The following is a 15,804-nucleotide window of genomic DNA, read 5'->3' on the forward strand; positions in this document are numbered from 1 at the left end:
GGGGACCTCTCGCTCTGAGTCGATACCCAACTCTTATGTCCGTTGAGGTGGGGAAATATACCGGATGCAGGCAAAACGGTCGATCGTCCGCCGAGCATAATATGCAAAGGTGTACACCAGCCTCCAAAGATGTCGAGAAATGTCGTTTTTGGAGGGTGATGTACATGTTTTTGAGGGAGGGGCGGGTTCGAATCCCTCCTCCTCCGCCGTATTTGCTTGTAAGGGACTCTAAACAAAAAAGCCCCCGTTTTCGGGAGCTTTCTCAACCAAAATGGCGGAGGAGGAGGGATTCGAACCCTCGTGACCTTATACAGGCCAAACGGTTTTCGAGACCGCCGCATTCAACCACTCTGCCACCCCTCCGCGTGGGGTAAAAACAAAGCAGGCTCAAAGGCCTGCTTTGGAATTAACTGGCGGAGAGTCAGGGATTTGAACCCTGGAGACGCTTTTGACGCCTACACGATTTCCAATCGTGCTCCTTCGGCCACTCGGACAACTCTCCGTTAAATGCGAAAGTCAGTATACACGAGGAATCGCAAAGTGCAAACAGAAAAGTTGGCATTTTTTAAAACGCTTGGCCGTGCTTGGCGCTGCAGTGGGGCTTGAGGTCCCAAAAAACGGCTTCCGACCAGCGTGGTTGATCAACTCAATTGTTCAAAAAAGGGTATTCATAAGCGACTTGGCAATGAATTTAAAAATCTTTGGGTGGTGCTGTGGGCCACTGGTATGCATTTTGCGACCACAGCCTTGTGCCCGCTGACCTGCGGCTTGGCTCAGCTTGTCCCCACGGCACCGTATCTTGAACACAGATCCGTCAAGCATTTGGTCAGCATTTGGTTGGAATGCGCATGAAGTGCCGTGTGAGCATGGACATATGTGGAGGTCATGAGGTTGTAGCTGCATATTCTTGCGGCCTGGGAGGTTGAAAGATATTATTACCAAGTCTTTTCCTGCTTCAGGCGCACCTTCACGACCTGAAGCCACATTTGCCCAGAGGAGGTGACAATATGAAGGCTTATGAACTGCTGTTCTTTGTTGACCCGTCGCTCGACCCCGAGACTCGTCTCGCTGTTATGAAGCGTATCGATACCACGATCGCTGAGGGCGCTGGCAAGGTCGACTCCGTTGACGAGTGGGGCAAGCGCAAGCTCGCCTACGAGATCAACGACCTCACCGATGGTGACTACACCCTCATCAACTTCCACGCAGATCCTACCCAGATCGCCGAGCTTGATCGCGTCCTGCGCATCACCGACGCTGTGGTCCGCCACATGATCGTCCGTCGTGACGACCAGGAGTAAGACTGTCGTTTTGGACTGGGCTTGTGCCCCAAGAGGAAGTAGTGAGTTATGAGCATCAATCGAGTGAACATCACCGGTAACCTCACCCGCGATCCCGAGCTGCGCGCCACCGCCGGCGGAACCCAGGTTCTGTCCTTTGGCGTCGCCGTGAACGATCGTCGCCGCAACGCGCAGACTGGCGAGTGGGAGGACTATCCCAACTTTGTCGACTGCACCATGTTCGGCACCCGCGCCGAGGCCGTGAGCCGTTTCCTGGCAAAGGGAAACAAGGTCGCGATCGAGGGCAAGCTGCGCTACAGCTCTTGGGAGCGCGACGGTCAGCGCCGGAGCAAGCTTGAGGTCATCGTCGATGAGATCGAGTTTATGAGCTCCCGCGGTGGCCAGGGTGGCTACGATCAGGGCGGTTACGCCCCCGCAGCTCCCGCGCCCGCAGCACGTCCTGCCGCACCCGTGGCTACGCCGCCCGCGGTCGACGTCTACGATGAGGACATCCCGTTCTAAGGGTTGTTCACCTATTTTTGAGTGAGAGGCGGCTTCGGTTCGCCGAAGTTGCCAAATGAAAGGTATTTTGACATGGCTAATGATTTTTCTGCACGTCAGCCGCGTCGTAAGTACTGCCAGTTCTGCAAGGAGAACACTGAGTTCATCGACTATAAGGACACTCAGCTTCTCCGTAAGTACATGACCGACCGCGGCAAAATCAAGCCCCGTCGCGTCACTGGCGCTTGCACGCAGCATCAGCATGACATCGCCAACGCCATCAAGCGCGCCCGCGAGATGGCTCTCCTGCCGTACACCGTCCCCGTGGTTTCCTCTCGTGGCAACCGCGACCGCGGCTAAGAAGGGAGACGCATCATGAAGGTTATTCTTCTCGATGAGATCAAGGGCAAGGGCGGCGAGGGTGACGTCGTAGAGGTCGCTCAGGGTTACGCTGAGAACTTCCTGTTCCCCAAGAAGCTCGCTGTTGCCGCCACCAAGGGCAACCTCAAGCAGCTTGACGAGCGTCGCAACAACATCGCCAAGCGCGAGGCCGTCCGTTTGGCTACCGCCAACGAGACCAAGGCTGCCCTCGAGGGCAAGCAGGTCACCGTTGACGTCAAGGTCGGCGACGAGGGCATCCTCTTTGGCTCTGTTACCGCCGCTATGATCGCTGACGCCATCAAGGCTCAGCTCGGTATGGACATCGACCGCAAGCGCGTCGAGCTCGGTAAGCCCATCAAGGTTGCCGGTGCCCACACCGTTGCCATCTCGCTGTACCGCGAGATCAAGGCCGAGGTTGTCGTTCTCGTCGGCGTTACCGCCGAGGAGCTCGCTGCCGAGGCTGAGGTCGAGGAGGCCGCTGAGGTCGCCGAGGCCGAGACCGCCGAGGTCGAGACTGAGGCTGCTGCCGAGTAGCATTTGCTGCAACGCAACAATCTTGTTCTAAGAAGGGCGCTCTGGGAAACCAGGGCGCCCTTTTGTTTTTTTGCGCTGAGTGAGTGTCATGGTGAACATTGCGTCGAAGTCCTATATACAGGACCGTTCATCCGTTTGGTTCGGTAATGATTGGCGGCGCGCGGCGCGTTTTGGGACCGTGGCTGATACTATGGATGCTCGCAAGCGATATGAATGAGGATGCTCATGGCATATGACGATAGGGAGACCGGGCTGACGGTCGAGGACCGCGGCTCAAAGTTGGGTCTTCCCCAAAACCAAGATGCAGAGGCCAATGTACTGGCCGCTATGCTGCTATCGCCCGAGGTGGTCGAGGAGGCCCAGGTCGAGCTGCAGCCCGATGACTTCTACCGGCCCATTCATAAGACCATCTATACCGCGATGGTCGATATGTACAACAGCCGCATTCCCATCGACTCCATCTCGCTGATCGATTACCTGCGCAGCATCAACAAGCTCGATGCCGTGGGCGGCGAGGCCTACATTTTGGAGCTGATGGGTCAGACCCTGTCGCTCGTGAACTGGCAGCACCATGCCGCCATCGTCCGTCGCGACTCGATGCTGCGCGAGCTGATCGGTGCCACCAACGAGATCAACGCGCTGGCCTATAACGCCCCTACCGACACCAAGGAGGTCGTGGAGCTGGCCGAGAGCAAGCTGCTCAAGGTCACGGCGCGCGAGGTCAAGTCGAGCTACAAGACGTTGACCGAGTTTATGGTCGAGGCCTATAACGAGGCCGAGGAAGTATGCCAGGCCGGCGGCCAGGCTGCGGGCGTGCCCACGGGTTTCCCGTCGCTCGACCGCATGCTCATGGGTTTTCGCGAGGGCCAGCTCATCATTATCGGCGCCCGTCCTGCTGTAGGTAAGACGTCGTTCGCCTTGAATCTGGCGCTCAACGCTGCCGCCGCTGGTTATACCGTCGGCTTCTTCTCGCTGGAGATGTCGGGCAAGGAAATTGCCCAGCGTCTGACCTGCGCCTACGCCATGATCTCGATCAGTGACTTTCGCATGGGCCGCATTAGCCCCGAGCAGTGGGCCAATATCAACGAGGCCACGCAGACGCTGTCCAAGCTCGATATTCTGATTGACGATACGCCCGGCACCACAGTGACCGAGATCCGCGCCAAGAGCCGCCGTATGCTCCACAACAAGGAGAAGGCCATCATCATCCTGGACTACCTGCAGCTGGTGAGTCCTCCGCCGGGACGCCGCTCCGAGAGCCGTACCGTCGAGGTTTCGGAGATGTCGCGTGGTCTGAAGATCATGGCCAAGGAGCTCAAGATCCCGCTCATCGCGCTGTCACAGCTCTCGCGTCAGGTCGAATCCCGTACCGGCAAGCGCCCGCAGCTTTCCGACCTTCGTGAATCGGGCTCCATCGAGCAGGACGCCGATATCGTCATGTTCTTGGACCGCTCCGCCGACGAGGCCGAGGCCTCGCGCGACGATCGACCCGACGAGGGCGTTACGCGTATCGTCGTGGCCAAGAACCGTTCGGGCCCGATCGGCGACGTCGACCTGATGTTCCTGCCGGCATCCACCAAGTTCTATGAGCTTGATGGGGCACATGCCGAGGAGTAGGACAGGCGCCCGTTGCACGGGTATACTGGGAATGTTTTGTGCTTCTGCGTGCCGGCGTGGCGCGCAGACAGTCCATGAATGTAAGGAGTAAACATGCCGTCAACCGTTTTGGTCGGTGCCCAGTGGGGCGATGAGGGCAAGGGTAAGATTTGCGACCTGGTCGCCGGCGACTTTGATGCCGTCGTGCGCTACTCGGGCGGCAACAACGCCGGTCACACCATCGTCGTCAACGGCAAGAAGTACGGCCTGCACCAGGTGCCCTCCGGCATCATGTATTCCGACCACGTGTCGGTGATCGGTAACGGCTGCGTCGTTAACCCCAAGGTTGTCCTTGAGGAGATCGACATGTTCGAGGCCGACGGCATCACCACCAAGAACCTCAAGATTAGCGGCAACGCGCATGTCATCATGCCGTACCACATCGATCTGGATGGTGCCTTTGAGCAGAAGCTCGGCAAGAAGAATATCGGTACCACCAAGCGCGGCATCGGTCCATGCTATCAGGACAAGATGGCCCGCATTGGCCTGCGCATGCAGGACATGCTGGACGAGGCGCTGTTCCGCGACAAGCTGGAGACCGCTCTCGCCCGCGTGAACCCCGAGCTCGAGCTCATCTACAGCCTGCCCACCTACACCGCGGACCAGATTTGCGACGAGTACCTGCCGATGGCCGAGCGCCTGCGTCCCTACATCACCGAAACGAGCCTGCTGCTCAACAACATGATCGATGAGGGTAAGGATCTGCTGTTTGAGGGCGCCCAGGCGACGCTGCTCGACATCGACCACGGCACCTATCCGTACGTGACGTCTTCCAACTGCACCGCCGGCGGCGCCATCACCGGCTCCGGCGTGGGCATGAAGAACGTCGACCGCGTGCTGGGCGTCATGAAGGCCTATATCACCCGCGTCGGTTCGGGCCCCATGCCCACCGAGCTTTCCTATGAGTCCGAGGCTGGCCACACGCTGACCGAGGAGGGTTATGAGTACGGCGTGACCACCGGTCGCCGTCGTCGTTGCGGCTGGTTTGACGGCCCTATCGCCAACTATGCCTCGCGCGTCAACGGCCTCACCGACATCGCCGTGACCAAGCTCGACGTACTTTCGGCCTTCGACACCATCAAGGTGTGCGTGGCCTACGACGTCGATGGCGAGCGCTACACCAGCGTGCCCGAGCATCAGGTGCGCTTTGAGCATGCCAAGCCCGTCTACGAGGAGCTCCCTGGCTGGAAGTGCGACATCACCGGTTGCCGCAGCTTTGACGAGCTGCCGCAGGAGGCTCAGGACTACATGGCGTTTATCGAGGATCTGGCACACACCCGCGTGACGTTCATTGGCGTCGGCGCCGGTCGCGAGCAGATCATCAACCGATTCTGGAAGTAATCGGTACCATTCGGTTATTGCGATATACCCCTTTGCAGCCCAAGTGGGCGGCTGAGGGGTATATTTGCTTGCAAAGGGCTCGCGCGGAGCGGGCCATTCATCCATAGAGGAGGCACCCTTGAAGGCGGACACTCAAACCATCGACATCCTGTTGTTGGGCAGCGGCGGCCGTGAGCATGCTTTGGCAGCTAAGCTCGCAGCATCACCGCGCGCCGGCAAGCTCTACATCGCGCCGGGCAACGGCGGCACCGCGAGCTGCGGCGAGAACGTTGTTCTCGACGACTGCGATCCTGCGGCCGTGGCGGCGTTTGCGCAGAGCCACGGATGCGGACTCGTGGTAATTGGCCCCGAGGCTCCGCTCGTGGCGGGCGTGGCCGACGCCGTGCGCGCGGCGGGTATTCCCTGCTTTGGCCCGGGTGCCGAGGGCGCCCAGATGGAGGGCTCCAAGCTGTTCTCCAAGCAGCTCATGGGGCGTGCGGGCATTCCGACGGCAGCCTACGGCTCGTTTACCGACGAGGCTTCGGCTCTCGCCTACGTGCGTGAGCAGGGCGCTCCGTTGGTCGTCAAGGCCGACGGCCTTGCCGCGGGCAAGGGCGTTATCGTGGCGACCGAACTTGAGCAGGCCGAGGAGGCCGTGCGCGAGTGCTTTGGCGGCACCTTTGGCGATGCCGGCAACACCGTGGTCATCGAGGAGATGCTTGTTGGTCCCGAGTGCTCGCTGCTGGCCTTTACCGACGGCAAGACCGTGCGCCCCATGGCCACCTCGCAGGACCACAAGCGCGCGCTCGAGGGCGACAAGGGCCCCAACACCGGCGGCATGGGCGTCTACAGCCCGGTGCCTATCGTGACCGACGAGGAACACGCCACCATGGTGGCGGTCATGGAGCAGACCGTGGCTGAGCTTGCCGCCGAGGGCATCGACTACCGCGGCTGCCTGTACGGCGGCTTTATGCTCACGCCTGCCGGTCCCAAGGTACTGGAGTTCAATGCCCGCTTTGGCGACCCCGAGACGCAGGTCGTGCTGCCGCGCCTTAAGAACGACCTGGTTGAGGTCATGCTGGCCTGCGCCAACTGCGAGCTCGATCAGATTGAGCTCGACTGGCGTGACGAGTGGGCTGTGGCCGTTGTCCTGACGAGCGCGGGCTATCCCGGCAGCTACGAGAAGGGCAAGGTCATCACCGGTATCGCCGACGCCGAGGCCATGGAGAACGTGACCGTGTACCACGCGGGCACTGCCATGGTGGACGGCCAGCTCGTGACCAATGGTGGCCGCGTGCTTGCCGTGACCGCTCTGGGCGACACGTTCGAGAACGCTCGCAACCTTGCCTACGAGGCCTGCGAGAAGATTGATTTTGAAGGCAAGACCCTGCGCCACGACATCGGCCTGCGCGCGCTGCGCGGCCGCGACGCCTGGGATGCCTAAAATCCGAGAGGAATGAGACGGATGGACGAGAAGAACGAAGAGCTCGTGGATGCGCAGATCGTTGAAGAGGGCAGCCGCATGTATGGGCACGCCGAGGGCGAGCCTGGCGGCGAGGTCGCTGACGAGCCGGCGCTGGTGCTGGGCGACGACGACCCGCACGATGCCGAGCTGCACGAGAAGATTCTTTCGGAGGAGTGCGCCTGGAAGGGCAAGATCCTCGACGTCCACCGTCTTGAGGTTGAGCTGCCCAACGGTCGCCGCAGCGCCCGCGATATCGTTCGCCATCCGGGTGCGGCGGCCGTTGTAGCGCTGACCGAGAGCGGCAAGATCGTACTGGTGCGTCAGTACCGCACCGCTATCGACCGCGTGACGGTCGAGATTCCCGCCGGCAAGCTCGATCCAGGCGAGGACCCGCTCGATTGCGCCAAACGCGAGCTGCATGAGGAGACGGGCTTTAGGGCTGATCGCATTCGCTTTTTGACGTCGATTGTCACGTCCTGCGGTTTTTGCGACGAGATCATTCACATCTACTTGGCTACCAAGTTGGAGTTTGATGCGCCCAACCCCGACGATGACGAGTTTGTCAACGTTGACCTGGTGCCGCTGCACGAGCTGATCGACGCCGTGCTCGACGGCAAGATCGAAGATGCCAAGACCGTCGTGGGCGCCTTGGCCTGCGATAGCATCGCGCATCGACTTGGTGGAGCCGAACTGTAACGAGCGGGATGGCCCCTGGGTCATTTAGCCAATTTTGTTGAAGCGGGGTTATGATCCCGCAGGTTTGTATGAGTCAGCGAAAGTGCTCCATTTGAGACAAGGTGGCCTAAAAGAGGAGGGAAGCGTATGGATATACGCGACCGACGATTGAAGGCCAGATTGTCCAAATGGAGCACTTGCAGCGTCGAGACGAAACGCGGTTTGGTAAAACCGCGTAAGGTGATTATGCTGAAGAGGTTTCTTTCTTACTACAAGCCCCAGATGGGGCTTTTTGTTGCTGATACTGTTTGCGCTCTGGTGCTTGCCGCCATTGACCTGGCGTTCCCCATTATCCTGCGCAATTTGACCGGTGGGCTATTTACTCAGGGTCAGGCTGCCATTATGCAGGCGCTCGGCATGATCGCGGTGGGCTTGGTGCTGATGTATGCCGTCCGCTGCGCCTGCCGCTATTTTGTGAGCTATTGGGGCCACGTGATGGGCGCGCGCATGGAGTCCAAGATGCGCGAGGACCTGTTCGACCAGTACGAGCGCTTTAGTTTTGCGTACTTCGATCGCAACAGCTCGGGCGACATGATGAGCCGCGTGGTCAACGACCTGTTCGATATCTGCGAGGCGGCGCACCACGTGCCCGAGTGGATCATCATCTGCGGCATCGAGATTATCGGCTCGTTTGTGATCCTCTTTACCATCGCCCCGGTGCTGGCGCTTGCCATGGCTGCGGTGACAGCAGCGTTTTCGGTCATCATGTTTTGGCAGAACATGCGCATGCGCGAGGTCTTTAGCGACAATCGCAAAAAGATCAGCGGCATCAATGCACAGCTGCAGGATTCGCTGGCGGGCATGCGCGTGGTCAAGAGCTTTGCCAATGAGGAGACCGAGCGCTCTAAGTTCCGCGCCTCCAACAATCGCTATCTTTCGTCCAAGGAGAACATGTATCACGCCATGGGCGTCTATACTGCGACGTATGGCCTGCTCTCGGGTGTGCTCTATGTGATCGTGGTACTGCTGGGCGGCTGGCTGGTCGCCCAGGGACAGCTGCAGGCGGTCGATATGGCGACCTTTGCACTCTATATTTCGCTGTTCTGCACGCCGCTCGAGACACTCGTCAATTCGGCCGAAACGTATCAGAAGGCCATCGCCGGCTTTAAGCGTATGGACGAGGTGCTCTCGACCGCGCCGGATATCCAGGACAAGCCGGGCGCTACGGATCTGCAGGTGACTGCCGGCGCCGTGGATTATCACGACGTGTGCTTTAACTACGAGGATGTTGAGCTGGGCGAGGGTGATGCCGAAGAGCGTCCCGTTATCGACCATATGAATCTGTCCATCAAGCCCGGGCAGACCATCGCTTTGGTTGGCCCTTCGGGTGGTGGCAAGTCCACGACCTGTTCGCTGCTGCCGCGCTTTTATGACGTGGCTGCCGGATCCATTAGCATCGACGGTCAGGACGTGCGCGATGTGACGCAGCAGAGCCTGCGCCGCGCCATCGGCCTGGTGCAGCAGGATGTCTACCTGTTTGACGGAACAATCGGCGAGAACATCGCCTACGGCAAGCCGGGCGCTACGGCGGAAGAAATTGCCGAGGCTGCCCGCCGCGCCAATATCGATACCTTTATCGAATCGCTTCCTCAGGGCTACGACACCGTGGTGGGCGAGCGCGGCAGCCGTCTTTCGGGTGGACAGAAGCAGCGCGTTGCCATTGCGCGCGTGTTTCTCAAGAACCCCAAGATCCTGATTTTGGACGAGGCGACGAGTGCTTTGGATAACGAGAGCGAGGAGGCGGTGCAGGAGTCACTCGAAGAGCTGGCACGCGGCCGCACCACGATTATCATTGCCCATCGTCTTTCGACTATTAAGCATGCCGATGAGATTGCGACCGTTGAGCATGGTCGCGTTGTGGAGCGTGGCACGCACGAGGAGCTTCTCGCCCGTGGCGGCACCTATGCCCGTTACTATCGAATGCAGTTCGAAGGTGCGCGTGCGCACGAGCTCGACTGATTGATATGACAGGAAGTTTATGGCTGACAAGAACCCTTTGACTCCGGAAGAAGTGACGGAGTTATTCTCCGAAATCGATGCATCCGGTGTCTTGGATCCCACGCTTGCCAAAAAGCGAACCGAGCGCATGCGTGAGAAGGAGGCTGCGGCCAAGCGCGGTGACAAAGCGGCGCTAGCGCAGCTGCGCAGCGAGGACCGCGCGAGCCAGGCAAAACATATCGACCCGCTGTCCGAGGACGATCCTTCGGGCTCGCAGGTGAGCCATACCATTACGAAGACCGCGATGGCCGTGGTCATCGGTATTCTGGTGCTGATCGTGGGCATGCAGATCGGCTACGGCGTGATGCGCCGTCTGAATACCGCCAACCTGTCCGAGAGCGTTTCGTTGGATACCGTTTCGACGGCGCTGAAGGGCGGCCTTGAGTGGGGCAACGGCTTTACGCAGTTCCCGCTCGACTTTACCGTCGATGAAGCTGATGAGCGTACGGGCACGGTCGAGGTGACGGTGTTGGACACATCGTCTGCCAACGAGCTCGAGCTGCTGTCCAACGGGCAGATTCAGGCCGCTGCGCTTGCGACCAACGCGCTGCTCAACGATAAGATCGACCGCGTGGTGTATAACGTTCACGCCTATATCGACGAGGATAGCAACATTCAGCACGATTCCTTCTTTGGCATGTTTCCCGCGCGGGGTCATCAGAGCGCCATTTTGACGTTTGTGTGGACCAAGAGCTCATCCAACGCCACGAGCATCGACTGGAAGATGCGCATCGTAAGCATGGACGACACCATTGCCGAGCGCATTCAAAAACAGGTGAACTCGGTTTCGTCGCTGATCGAGGACCCGGTGGTGAGCCAGACCAAGATTGACGAGGAAAAGGCCGAACGTGACCTGGAGCATCGTCTGCATGGCCGCGAGATTTTCCGCGGCGGCAAGCCCGATCGCTCACCGTCCGATCTGCTGGAACAGGACAAGAAAAAGTAAGACGCCATCATCCCGCGTGAGCCACAAGCCCCGCGGGATGATTTTTCTGGGACGGGGATTAAATAATCATTATGCATAGAAAGTCATAATTATCATTTCGTAAACAATTTGATGAAATTAACGCCATGAGGCATGCTTGCGGTTACAATACCGCGAGGCCTAACTACACACCTTTAAGCCGGTCCTGTGAGACCGGGAAGGAGAATTATGGCGAACAACCATACCGCGGGCGCTGCCGCCTGCACCTTCGCGCCCAGCGAGCTTTGCCAGCGTATGCTGGCCAAAACCAGCAAGGGCACCTGCGGTCCCTGTATCCTGTATCTTGAGGATGGGACCATTTTTTATGGACGTGCATGCGGCGCCGAGGGCACCGCGACCGGCGAAGTCTGCTTCAACACCTCGCTCGAGGGCTACTTTGAGGTCATGACCGACCCGAGTTATGCCGGCCAAATTGTAACCATGACCTATCCGCAGATCGGCAATTACGGTATCGACGAGACCGATGTCCAGTCGGCCTTCCCCGGCGACGCCGTGCGCCCTGCGAGCGCTCCGGCTATGCGCGGCATGATCGTTCGCGATATGTGCGCCACGCCTTCTAACTGGCGCTCGGCCGTCAGCGTGCCGGAGTACCTGCGCGCTCACGGCATCGTCGCTATCGAGGGTATCGACACCCGCGCTCTGGTGCGCCATCTGCGCGACAATGGTTCCAAGATGGGCATTATCTCGACCGAGATCTTCGACGTCGACGAGCTTGCCGAGCGCTTGTCCGCTGCGCCCACGCTGGTAGGCGAGAACCTGGTCAAGACCGTAAGTTGCCCCGCGCCTCACGAGTTTGTGGCCGCCGACCTGCCTGCCACGCATGACTTTGCGCTTGCGGCTGCCGCTCCTGCCCGTCACAAAGTGGTCGCCTACGACTGCGGTGTGAAGCGCGGTATTCTGGAGGGCCTGGTCCGTGCCGGCTGCGATCTCACCGTCGTGCCGTGGGATACGCCCGCCCAGCAGGTGCTCGACATGAATCCCGATGGCGTCTTTTTGTCCAACGGCCCCGGCGACCCCGATGCCGTGGTGGAGACCTATGAGCAGGTACAGCAGCTGATCGGCAAGGTGCCGGTCTTTGGCATTTGCCTCGGTCACCAGATGATCAGCCTGGCCTGCGGCGCCCAAATGGAAAAGCTTAAATTCGGTCACCGTGGCGGTAACCAGCCGGTCATGAATCTGGTGAGCCGTCGCGTGGAGATCACCGCGCAAAACCACGGCTTTGGCCTGCTGTTCCCCAGTCTGGGCAAACTGATTCCGGAGCTTTCCGGCGGCGAAACCGAGTATGCGGCCGACGGTGACCTGCGCGCCTGGGTGCGTCGCGGCATCGCGCCGGTCGTGATGAACGAGCGCTTTGGTCGCATTCGCCTGACACATGTGAACCTCAACGACGGCACCGCCGAGGGCATCCAGCTGCTCGACGCCCCGTGTTTCTCGGTCCAGTACCACCCCGAGGCTTCGCCTGGCCCCACCGATGCCCACTATCTCTTTACCGCCTTTACGCGACTCATGGACGGCGAGGAGAACTACCTGGACATCGACACCGCGAAGGACCGCCTCGCCGGCTGGAATTTCGCCGAGTCCGAGAACGCTGCGACCGAGGAGAACTAACATGCCGAAACGTACTGACATCAAGCGCATCCTCGTTATTGGTTCGGGCCCCATCGTTATTGGCCAGGCCTGCGAGTTCGACTACTCCGGCGCCCAGGCCTGCAAGGTGCTCAAGGAGGATGGCTTTGAGGTCATCCTGGTCAACTCCAACCCGGCGACCATCATGACCGACCCGGGCTTGGCCGACCGCACCTATGTCGAGCCCATCACCGCCGAGTTTATCGAGCGCGTAATCAAGAAAGAGCATCCGGACGCGCTGCTGCCCACGCTGGGTGGCCAGACCGGTCTGAACGCCGCTGTTGAGCTGGCGAAAGACGGTACGCTCGACAAGTACGGCGTCGAGATGATCGGCTGCGACCTGGCCGCTATCGAGCGCGGCGAGGACCGCAAGCTCTTTAACGAGGCCATGGCCGAGATCGGCCTGGAGGTTGCGCGCTCGGGCTATGCCTACAGCGTGGCCGACGCCGAGGCTATCGCCGAGCGCGTGGGCTATCCCTGCGTGCTGCGTCCGAGCTTTACCCTCGGCGGCGCCGGCGGAGGCATCGCACACACCCACGAGGAGCTCGTCTCCATCGTGAGCCAGGGCCTTGAGCTCTCGCCTGCCCATGAGGTGCTGGTCGAGGAGTCCATCGAGGGTTGGAAAGAGTATGAGATGGAGGTCATGCGTGACCACGCCGGCAACGGCATCATCGTGTGCTCCATCGAGAATCTCGACCCCATGGGCGTGCACACCGGCGACTCCATCACCGTGGCGCCGGCGCAGACACTCTCCGACCTTGAGTATCAGCGCATGCGCGTGGCCTCGCTCGCCATTCTGGAGAAGATCGGCGTCGAGACCGGTGGCTCCAACGTGCAGTTTGCCGTGAACCCCAACACCGGCCGCCTGATTGTCATCGAGATGAACCCGCGCGTGAGCCGTTCGTCCGCGCTGGCCTCCAAGGCCACGGGTTTCCCCATCGCCAAGGCCGCCGCGCGCCTGGCTGTGGGCTACACGCTCGACGAGATCGTCAACGACATTACCAAGGCAACGCCTGCCTGCTTTGAGCCCACGATTGACTACTGCGTGGTCAAGGTGCCGCGCTTTGCCTTCGAGAAGTTCAAGGGTACCGACCCCACGCTCACCACGCGCATGAAGGCCGTGGGCGAGATTATGGCGATCGGCCGCACCTTTGAGGAGGCCTTCGGCAAGGCCATGCGCTCGCTGGAGGACGGTCACCAGGGCATCTGCACCGGTGGCAAGGAAGGTGCCGACAAGCTGAGCGACGACGAGCTCGCCCAGGCCGTGGGCACCCCGACCGAGCACCGCATCTGCTTTGTGGTCGAGGCCCTGCGCCGTGGCTGGGATGTCGCGCGCATCCATGCCATCTGCGGTATCGATCCGTGGTACCTCAACCGTATCAACGATATGGTGCAGGTTCAGGAGAGCATCCGCGGCCTGCGCGTGGAGGACATTGACGCCGATGCGATGCGCCTGCTCAAGCAGTATGGCACGAGCGATGCCGAGATTGCCGCGCTGACCGGCTCGGACGAGCGCTTTGTGCGCGCTTACCGTAAGGGTCTGGGCGTGGTCCCCAGCATGAAGACGGTCGATACCTGCGCTGCGGAGTTCTCGAGCGCCACGGAGTACCACTACAAGACGTACGAGAACATCTACCGCACGAGCCCGGATGCCAAGAAGTGCGTGGCTCCCGACGAGACCACGCCGGCGGACAAGCCCAAGGCGATGATCCTGGGCGCCGGCCCCAACCGCATTGGCCAGGGTATCGAGTTCGATTACTGCTGCGTGCACGCGAGCTACGCGCTGGCGGCCCGCGGCTTCGAGACCATCATGGTCAACTGCAACCCCGAGACCGTCTCGACTGACTACGACACCTCGGACCGCTTGTACTTTGAGCCGCTTACCTACGAGGACGTCATGGATGTCATCGATGTTGAGCGTCCCGACGGCGTCGTGGTGACGCTCGGTGGCCAGACCCCGCTCAAGCTGGCGCGCATGCTCGAGGAAAGCGGCGTGAACATCATGGGCACCAAGCCCGATGCCATCGACTTTGCCGAGGACCGCGAGCGCTTTGCCGCCCTGCTCGACAAGCTGGGCATTATGTATCCGCCGGCGGGCCAGGCAACCTCGTTTGAGGAGGCCGAGGCCGTAGCCGCGCACATCGGCTACCCGCTGCTGGTGCGTCCGAGCTACGTGCTGGGCGGCCGCGGCATGATGATCGCCTACGATGCCGAGCATCTGCGCGATTACATGGCCGAGGCTGCGCGCATTAGCCCCGACTACCCGGTATACCTGGACCGCTTCCTGGAGGGTGCGATCGAGTCCGATGTCGACGCCCTGTGCGATGGCGAAGAGGTCTACATCGGCGGCATTCTGGAGCATATCGAGGAGGCCGGTATTCACTCCGGCGACTCTGCGACCTGCATCCCGCCGTTCAGCTTTAGCGAGAGCCTGCAGGCGAAGCTCCGCGAGACCACGCGCCGCATCGCGATGGCGCTGGGAGTCCGCGGCCTGGTCAACGTGCAGTACGCTATCAAGGGCGAGACCGTCTACGTGATCGAGGCCAACCCGCGCGCAAGCCGTACCGTGCCGTTTATCTCCAAGGCCACCGGTGTGCCGCTCGCCAAGTGTGCCGCACGTATCATGGCGGGCGATTCCATCGCGAGCTTGGGCCTGCCGAGCGACGAACGTCAGCTCGATTGGTTCTGCATGAAGGAAGCCGTTATGCCCTGGGGCCGTTTCCCGGGAGCCGACGTTATCCTGGGGCCCGAGATGAAGTCGACGGGCGAGGTCATGGGTATTGCCAAGAGCTATCCCGAGGCATACGCCAAGACGCAGCTGGCGATTGACTACAAGCTGCCCGACCCGAGCGCCGGCAAGGTGTTCATCAGCGTGTGCGACCGCGATAAGCGGCATATTCTTTCGGTTGCCCGTATCCTGCGCTACCTGGGCTTTGATATCTGCTCCACCGAGGGTACGGCGCGCGTGCTGCGCGGCGGCAACGTGACGTGCGAAATCGTGGAAAAGATCAGCGGCCCGCACGACGGCGAGCGTCCCAACATCGGCGACCTCATCGCCGACGGCAAGATCGCGGTAATTATCAACACGCCGTATGGTCCGGGTTCGCGCGGCGACGGCTACCTGCTGCGTACCGAGGCCGTGCGCCGCGGCGTGACCTGCGTGACGGCGATGTCTGCGGCCAACACGTACGTGAGTGCCATCGAGGCGGTGCGCGAGGACCAGCAGGGTCACGGCAGCGCCAACGACATGGGCATGGACGTCATCGCCCTGCAGGACCTGCCGCAGTACGCGGTGTAGTTGACCTGGCCGGCCGGGGCGGGAG

12 protein-coding genes and 2 tRNA genes are annotated in these 15,804 nt (G+C 60.7%); 12 read left to right on the forward strand and 2 right to left on the reverse strand.

All coding sequences use genetic code 11. The annotated features are described in order from the left end of the window. Positions 1–272: 272 nt before the first annotated feature. Together DXD39_RS05835 and DXD39_RS05840 are read right to left on the reverse strand one after the other, a co-directional pair. A tRNA-Ser gene (locus tag DXD39_RS05835) sits at positions 273–363 on the reverse strand. A gap of 48 nt (positions 364–411) precedes the next feature. Then, positions 412–502, reverse strand: a tRNA-Ser gene (locus DXD39_RS05840). Positions 503–1,007: 505 nt separating this feature from the next. Here DXD39_RS05840 and rpsF point away from each other — a divergent pair. The 12 genes from rpsF to carB all read left to right on the forward strand — a co-directional run bounded on the left by rpsF (position 1,008) and on the right by carB (position 15,779). Next, entirely contained in the window at positions 1,008–1,301 is a 294-nt protein-coding gene (gene rpsF, locus DXD39_RS05845; RefSeq protein ID WP_006235831.1) for a 30S ribosomal protein S6, read from the forward strand. A 48-nt stretch (positions 1,302–1,349) separates the two neighbouring features. Beyond that, on the forward strand, positions 1,350–1,802 hold the full coding sequence (locus DXD39_RS05850; protein ID WP_006235830.1) for a single-stranded DNA-binding protein: 453 nt from the start codon (positions 1,350–1,352) through the stop codon (positions 1,800–1,802). Between the two features lie 72 nt (positions 1,803–1,874). After that, positions 1,875–2,141, forward strand: coding sequence for a 30S ribosomal protein S18 (gene rpsR / locus DXD39_RS05855; RefSeq protein WP_006235829.1), 267 nt, complete (start codon positions 1,875–1,877; stop codon positions 2,139–2,141). 15 nt (positions 2,142–2,156) lie between these two features. Next, on the forward strand, positions 2,157–2,696 hold the full coding sequence (rplI, locus tag DXD39_RS05860) for a 50S ribosomal protein L9 (RefSeq protein WP_089572584.1): 540 nt from the start codon (positions 2,157–2,159) through the stop codon (positions 2,694–2,696). 219 nt (positions 2,697–2,915) lie between these two features. Next, a complete protein-coding gene (gene dnaB / locus DXD39_RS05865; RefSeq protein ID WP_117803452.1) occupies positions 2,916–4,313 on the forward strand; it encodes a replicative DNA helicase in 1,398 nt (465 codons plus the stop codon). A 93-nt stretch (positions 4,314–4,406) separates the two neighbouring features. Continuing rightward, positions 4,407–5,693 carry an adenylosuccinate synthase gene (locus tag DXD39_RS05870; protein ID WP_117803453.1) on the forward strand — a complete coding sequence of 429 codons (1,287 nt, stop codon included), beginning with the start codon at positions 4,407–4,409 and terminating at the stop codon, positions 5,691–5,693. Positions 5,694–5,811: 118 nt separating this feature from the next. Beyond that, positions 5,812–7,116: a phosphoribosylamine--glycine ligase gene (gene purD / locus DXD39_RS05875; protein WP_117803454.1), complete on the forward strand. Its 1,305-nt coding sequence runs from the start codon at positions 5,812–5,814 to the stop codon at positions 7,114–7,116. Positions 7,117–7,137: 21 nt separating this feature from the next. Then, positions 7,138–7,833: an NUDIX domain-containing protein gene (locus DXD39_RS05880; RefSeq protein WP_199570719.1), complete on the forward strand. Its 696-nt coding sequence runs from the start codon at positions 7,138–7,140 to the stop codon at positions 7,831–7,833. A gap of 225 nt (positions 7,834–8,058) precedes the next feature. Beyond that, positions 8,059–9,831 (forward strand): ABC transporter ATP-binding protein, encoded by a 1,773-nt coding sequence (locus DXD39_RS05885; RefSeq protein WP_117803455.1) that lies wholly within the window; start codon positions 8,059–8,061, stop codon positions 9,829–9,831. A gap of 19 nt (positions 9,832–9,850) precedes the next feature. Further along, entirely contained in the window at positions 9,851–10,816 is a 966-nt protein-coding gene (locus DXD39_RS05890; RefSeq protein ID WP_117803456.1) for a hypothetical protein, read from the forward strand. 207 nt (positions 10,817–11,023) lie between these two features. Then, positions 11,024–12,463: a glutamine-hydrolyzing carbamoyl-phosphate synthase small subunit gene (gene carA, locus DXD39_RS05895; RefSeq protein ID WP_117803457.1), complete on the forward strand. Its 1,440-nt coding sequence runs from the start codon at positions 11,024–11,026 to the stop codon at positions 12,461–12,463. Between the two features lies 1 nt (position 12,464). Continuing rightward, positions 12,465–15,779 carry a carbamoyl-phosphate synthase large subunit gene (gene carB / locus DXD39_RS05900; protein ID WP_117803458.1) on the forward strand — a complete coding sequence of 1,105 codons (3,315 nt, stop codon included), beginning with the start codon at positions 12,465–12,467 and terminating at the stop codon, positions 15,777–15,779. Positions 15,780–15,804: the final 25 nt, after the last annotated feature.

It is taken from the genome of Collinsella sp. TM04-29 (assembly GCF_003466565.1).
Classification (GTDB): domain Bacteria; phylum Actinomycetota; class Coriobacteriia; order Coriobacteriales; family Coriobacteriaceae; genus Collinsella.

Bases quoted from the DNA above. Each gene is read 5' to 3' on its own strand.
- rpsF (WP_006235831.1), top strand. From the start codon at position 1,008: ATGAAGGCTTATGAACTGCTGTTCTTTGTTGACCCGTCGCTCGACCCC.
- DXD39_RS05850 (WP_006235830.1), top strand. From the start codon at position 1,350: ATGAGCATCAATCGAGTGAACATCACCGGTAACCTCACCCGCGATCCC.
- rpsR (WP_006235829.1), top strand. From the start codon at position 1,875: ATGGCTAATGATTTTTCTGCACGTCAGCCGCGTCGTAAGTACTGCCAG.
- rplI (WP_089572584.1), top strand. From the start codon at position 2,157: ATGAAGGTTATTCTTCTCGATGAGATCAAGGGCAAGGGCGGCGAGGGT.
- dnaB (WP_117803452.1), top strand. From the start codon at position 2,916: ATGCTCATGGCATATGACGATAGGGAGACCGGGCTGACGGTCGAGGAC.
- DXD39_RS05870 (WP_117803453.1), top strand. From the start codon at position 4,407: ATGCCGTCAACCGTTTTGGTCGGTGCCCAGTGGGGCGATGAGGGCAAG.
- DXD39_RS05880 (WP_199570719.1), top strand. From the start codon at position 7,138: ATGGACGAGAAGAACGAAGAGCTCGTGGATGCGCAGATCGTTGAAGAG.
- DXD39_RS05885 (WP_117803455.1), top strand. From the start codon at position 8,059: ATGCTGAAGAGGTTTCTTTCTTACTACAAGCCCCAGATGGGGCTTTTT.
- DXD39_RS05890 (WP_117803456.1), top strand. From the start codon at position 9,851: ATGGCTGACAAGAACCCTTTGACTCCGGAAGAAGTGACGGAGTTATTC.
- carA (WP_117803457.1), top strand. From the start codon at position 11,024: ATGGCGAACAACCATACCGCGGGCGCTGCCGCCTGCACCTTCGCGCCC.
- carB (WP_117803458.1), top strand. From the start codon at position 12,465: ATGCCGAAACGTACTGACATCAAGCGCATCCTCGTTATTGGTTCGGGC.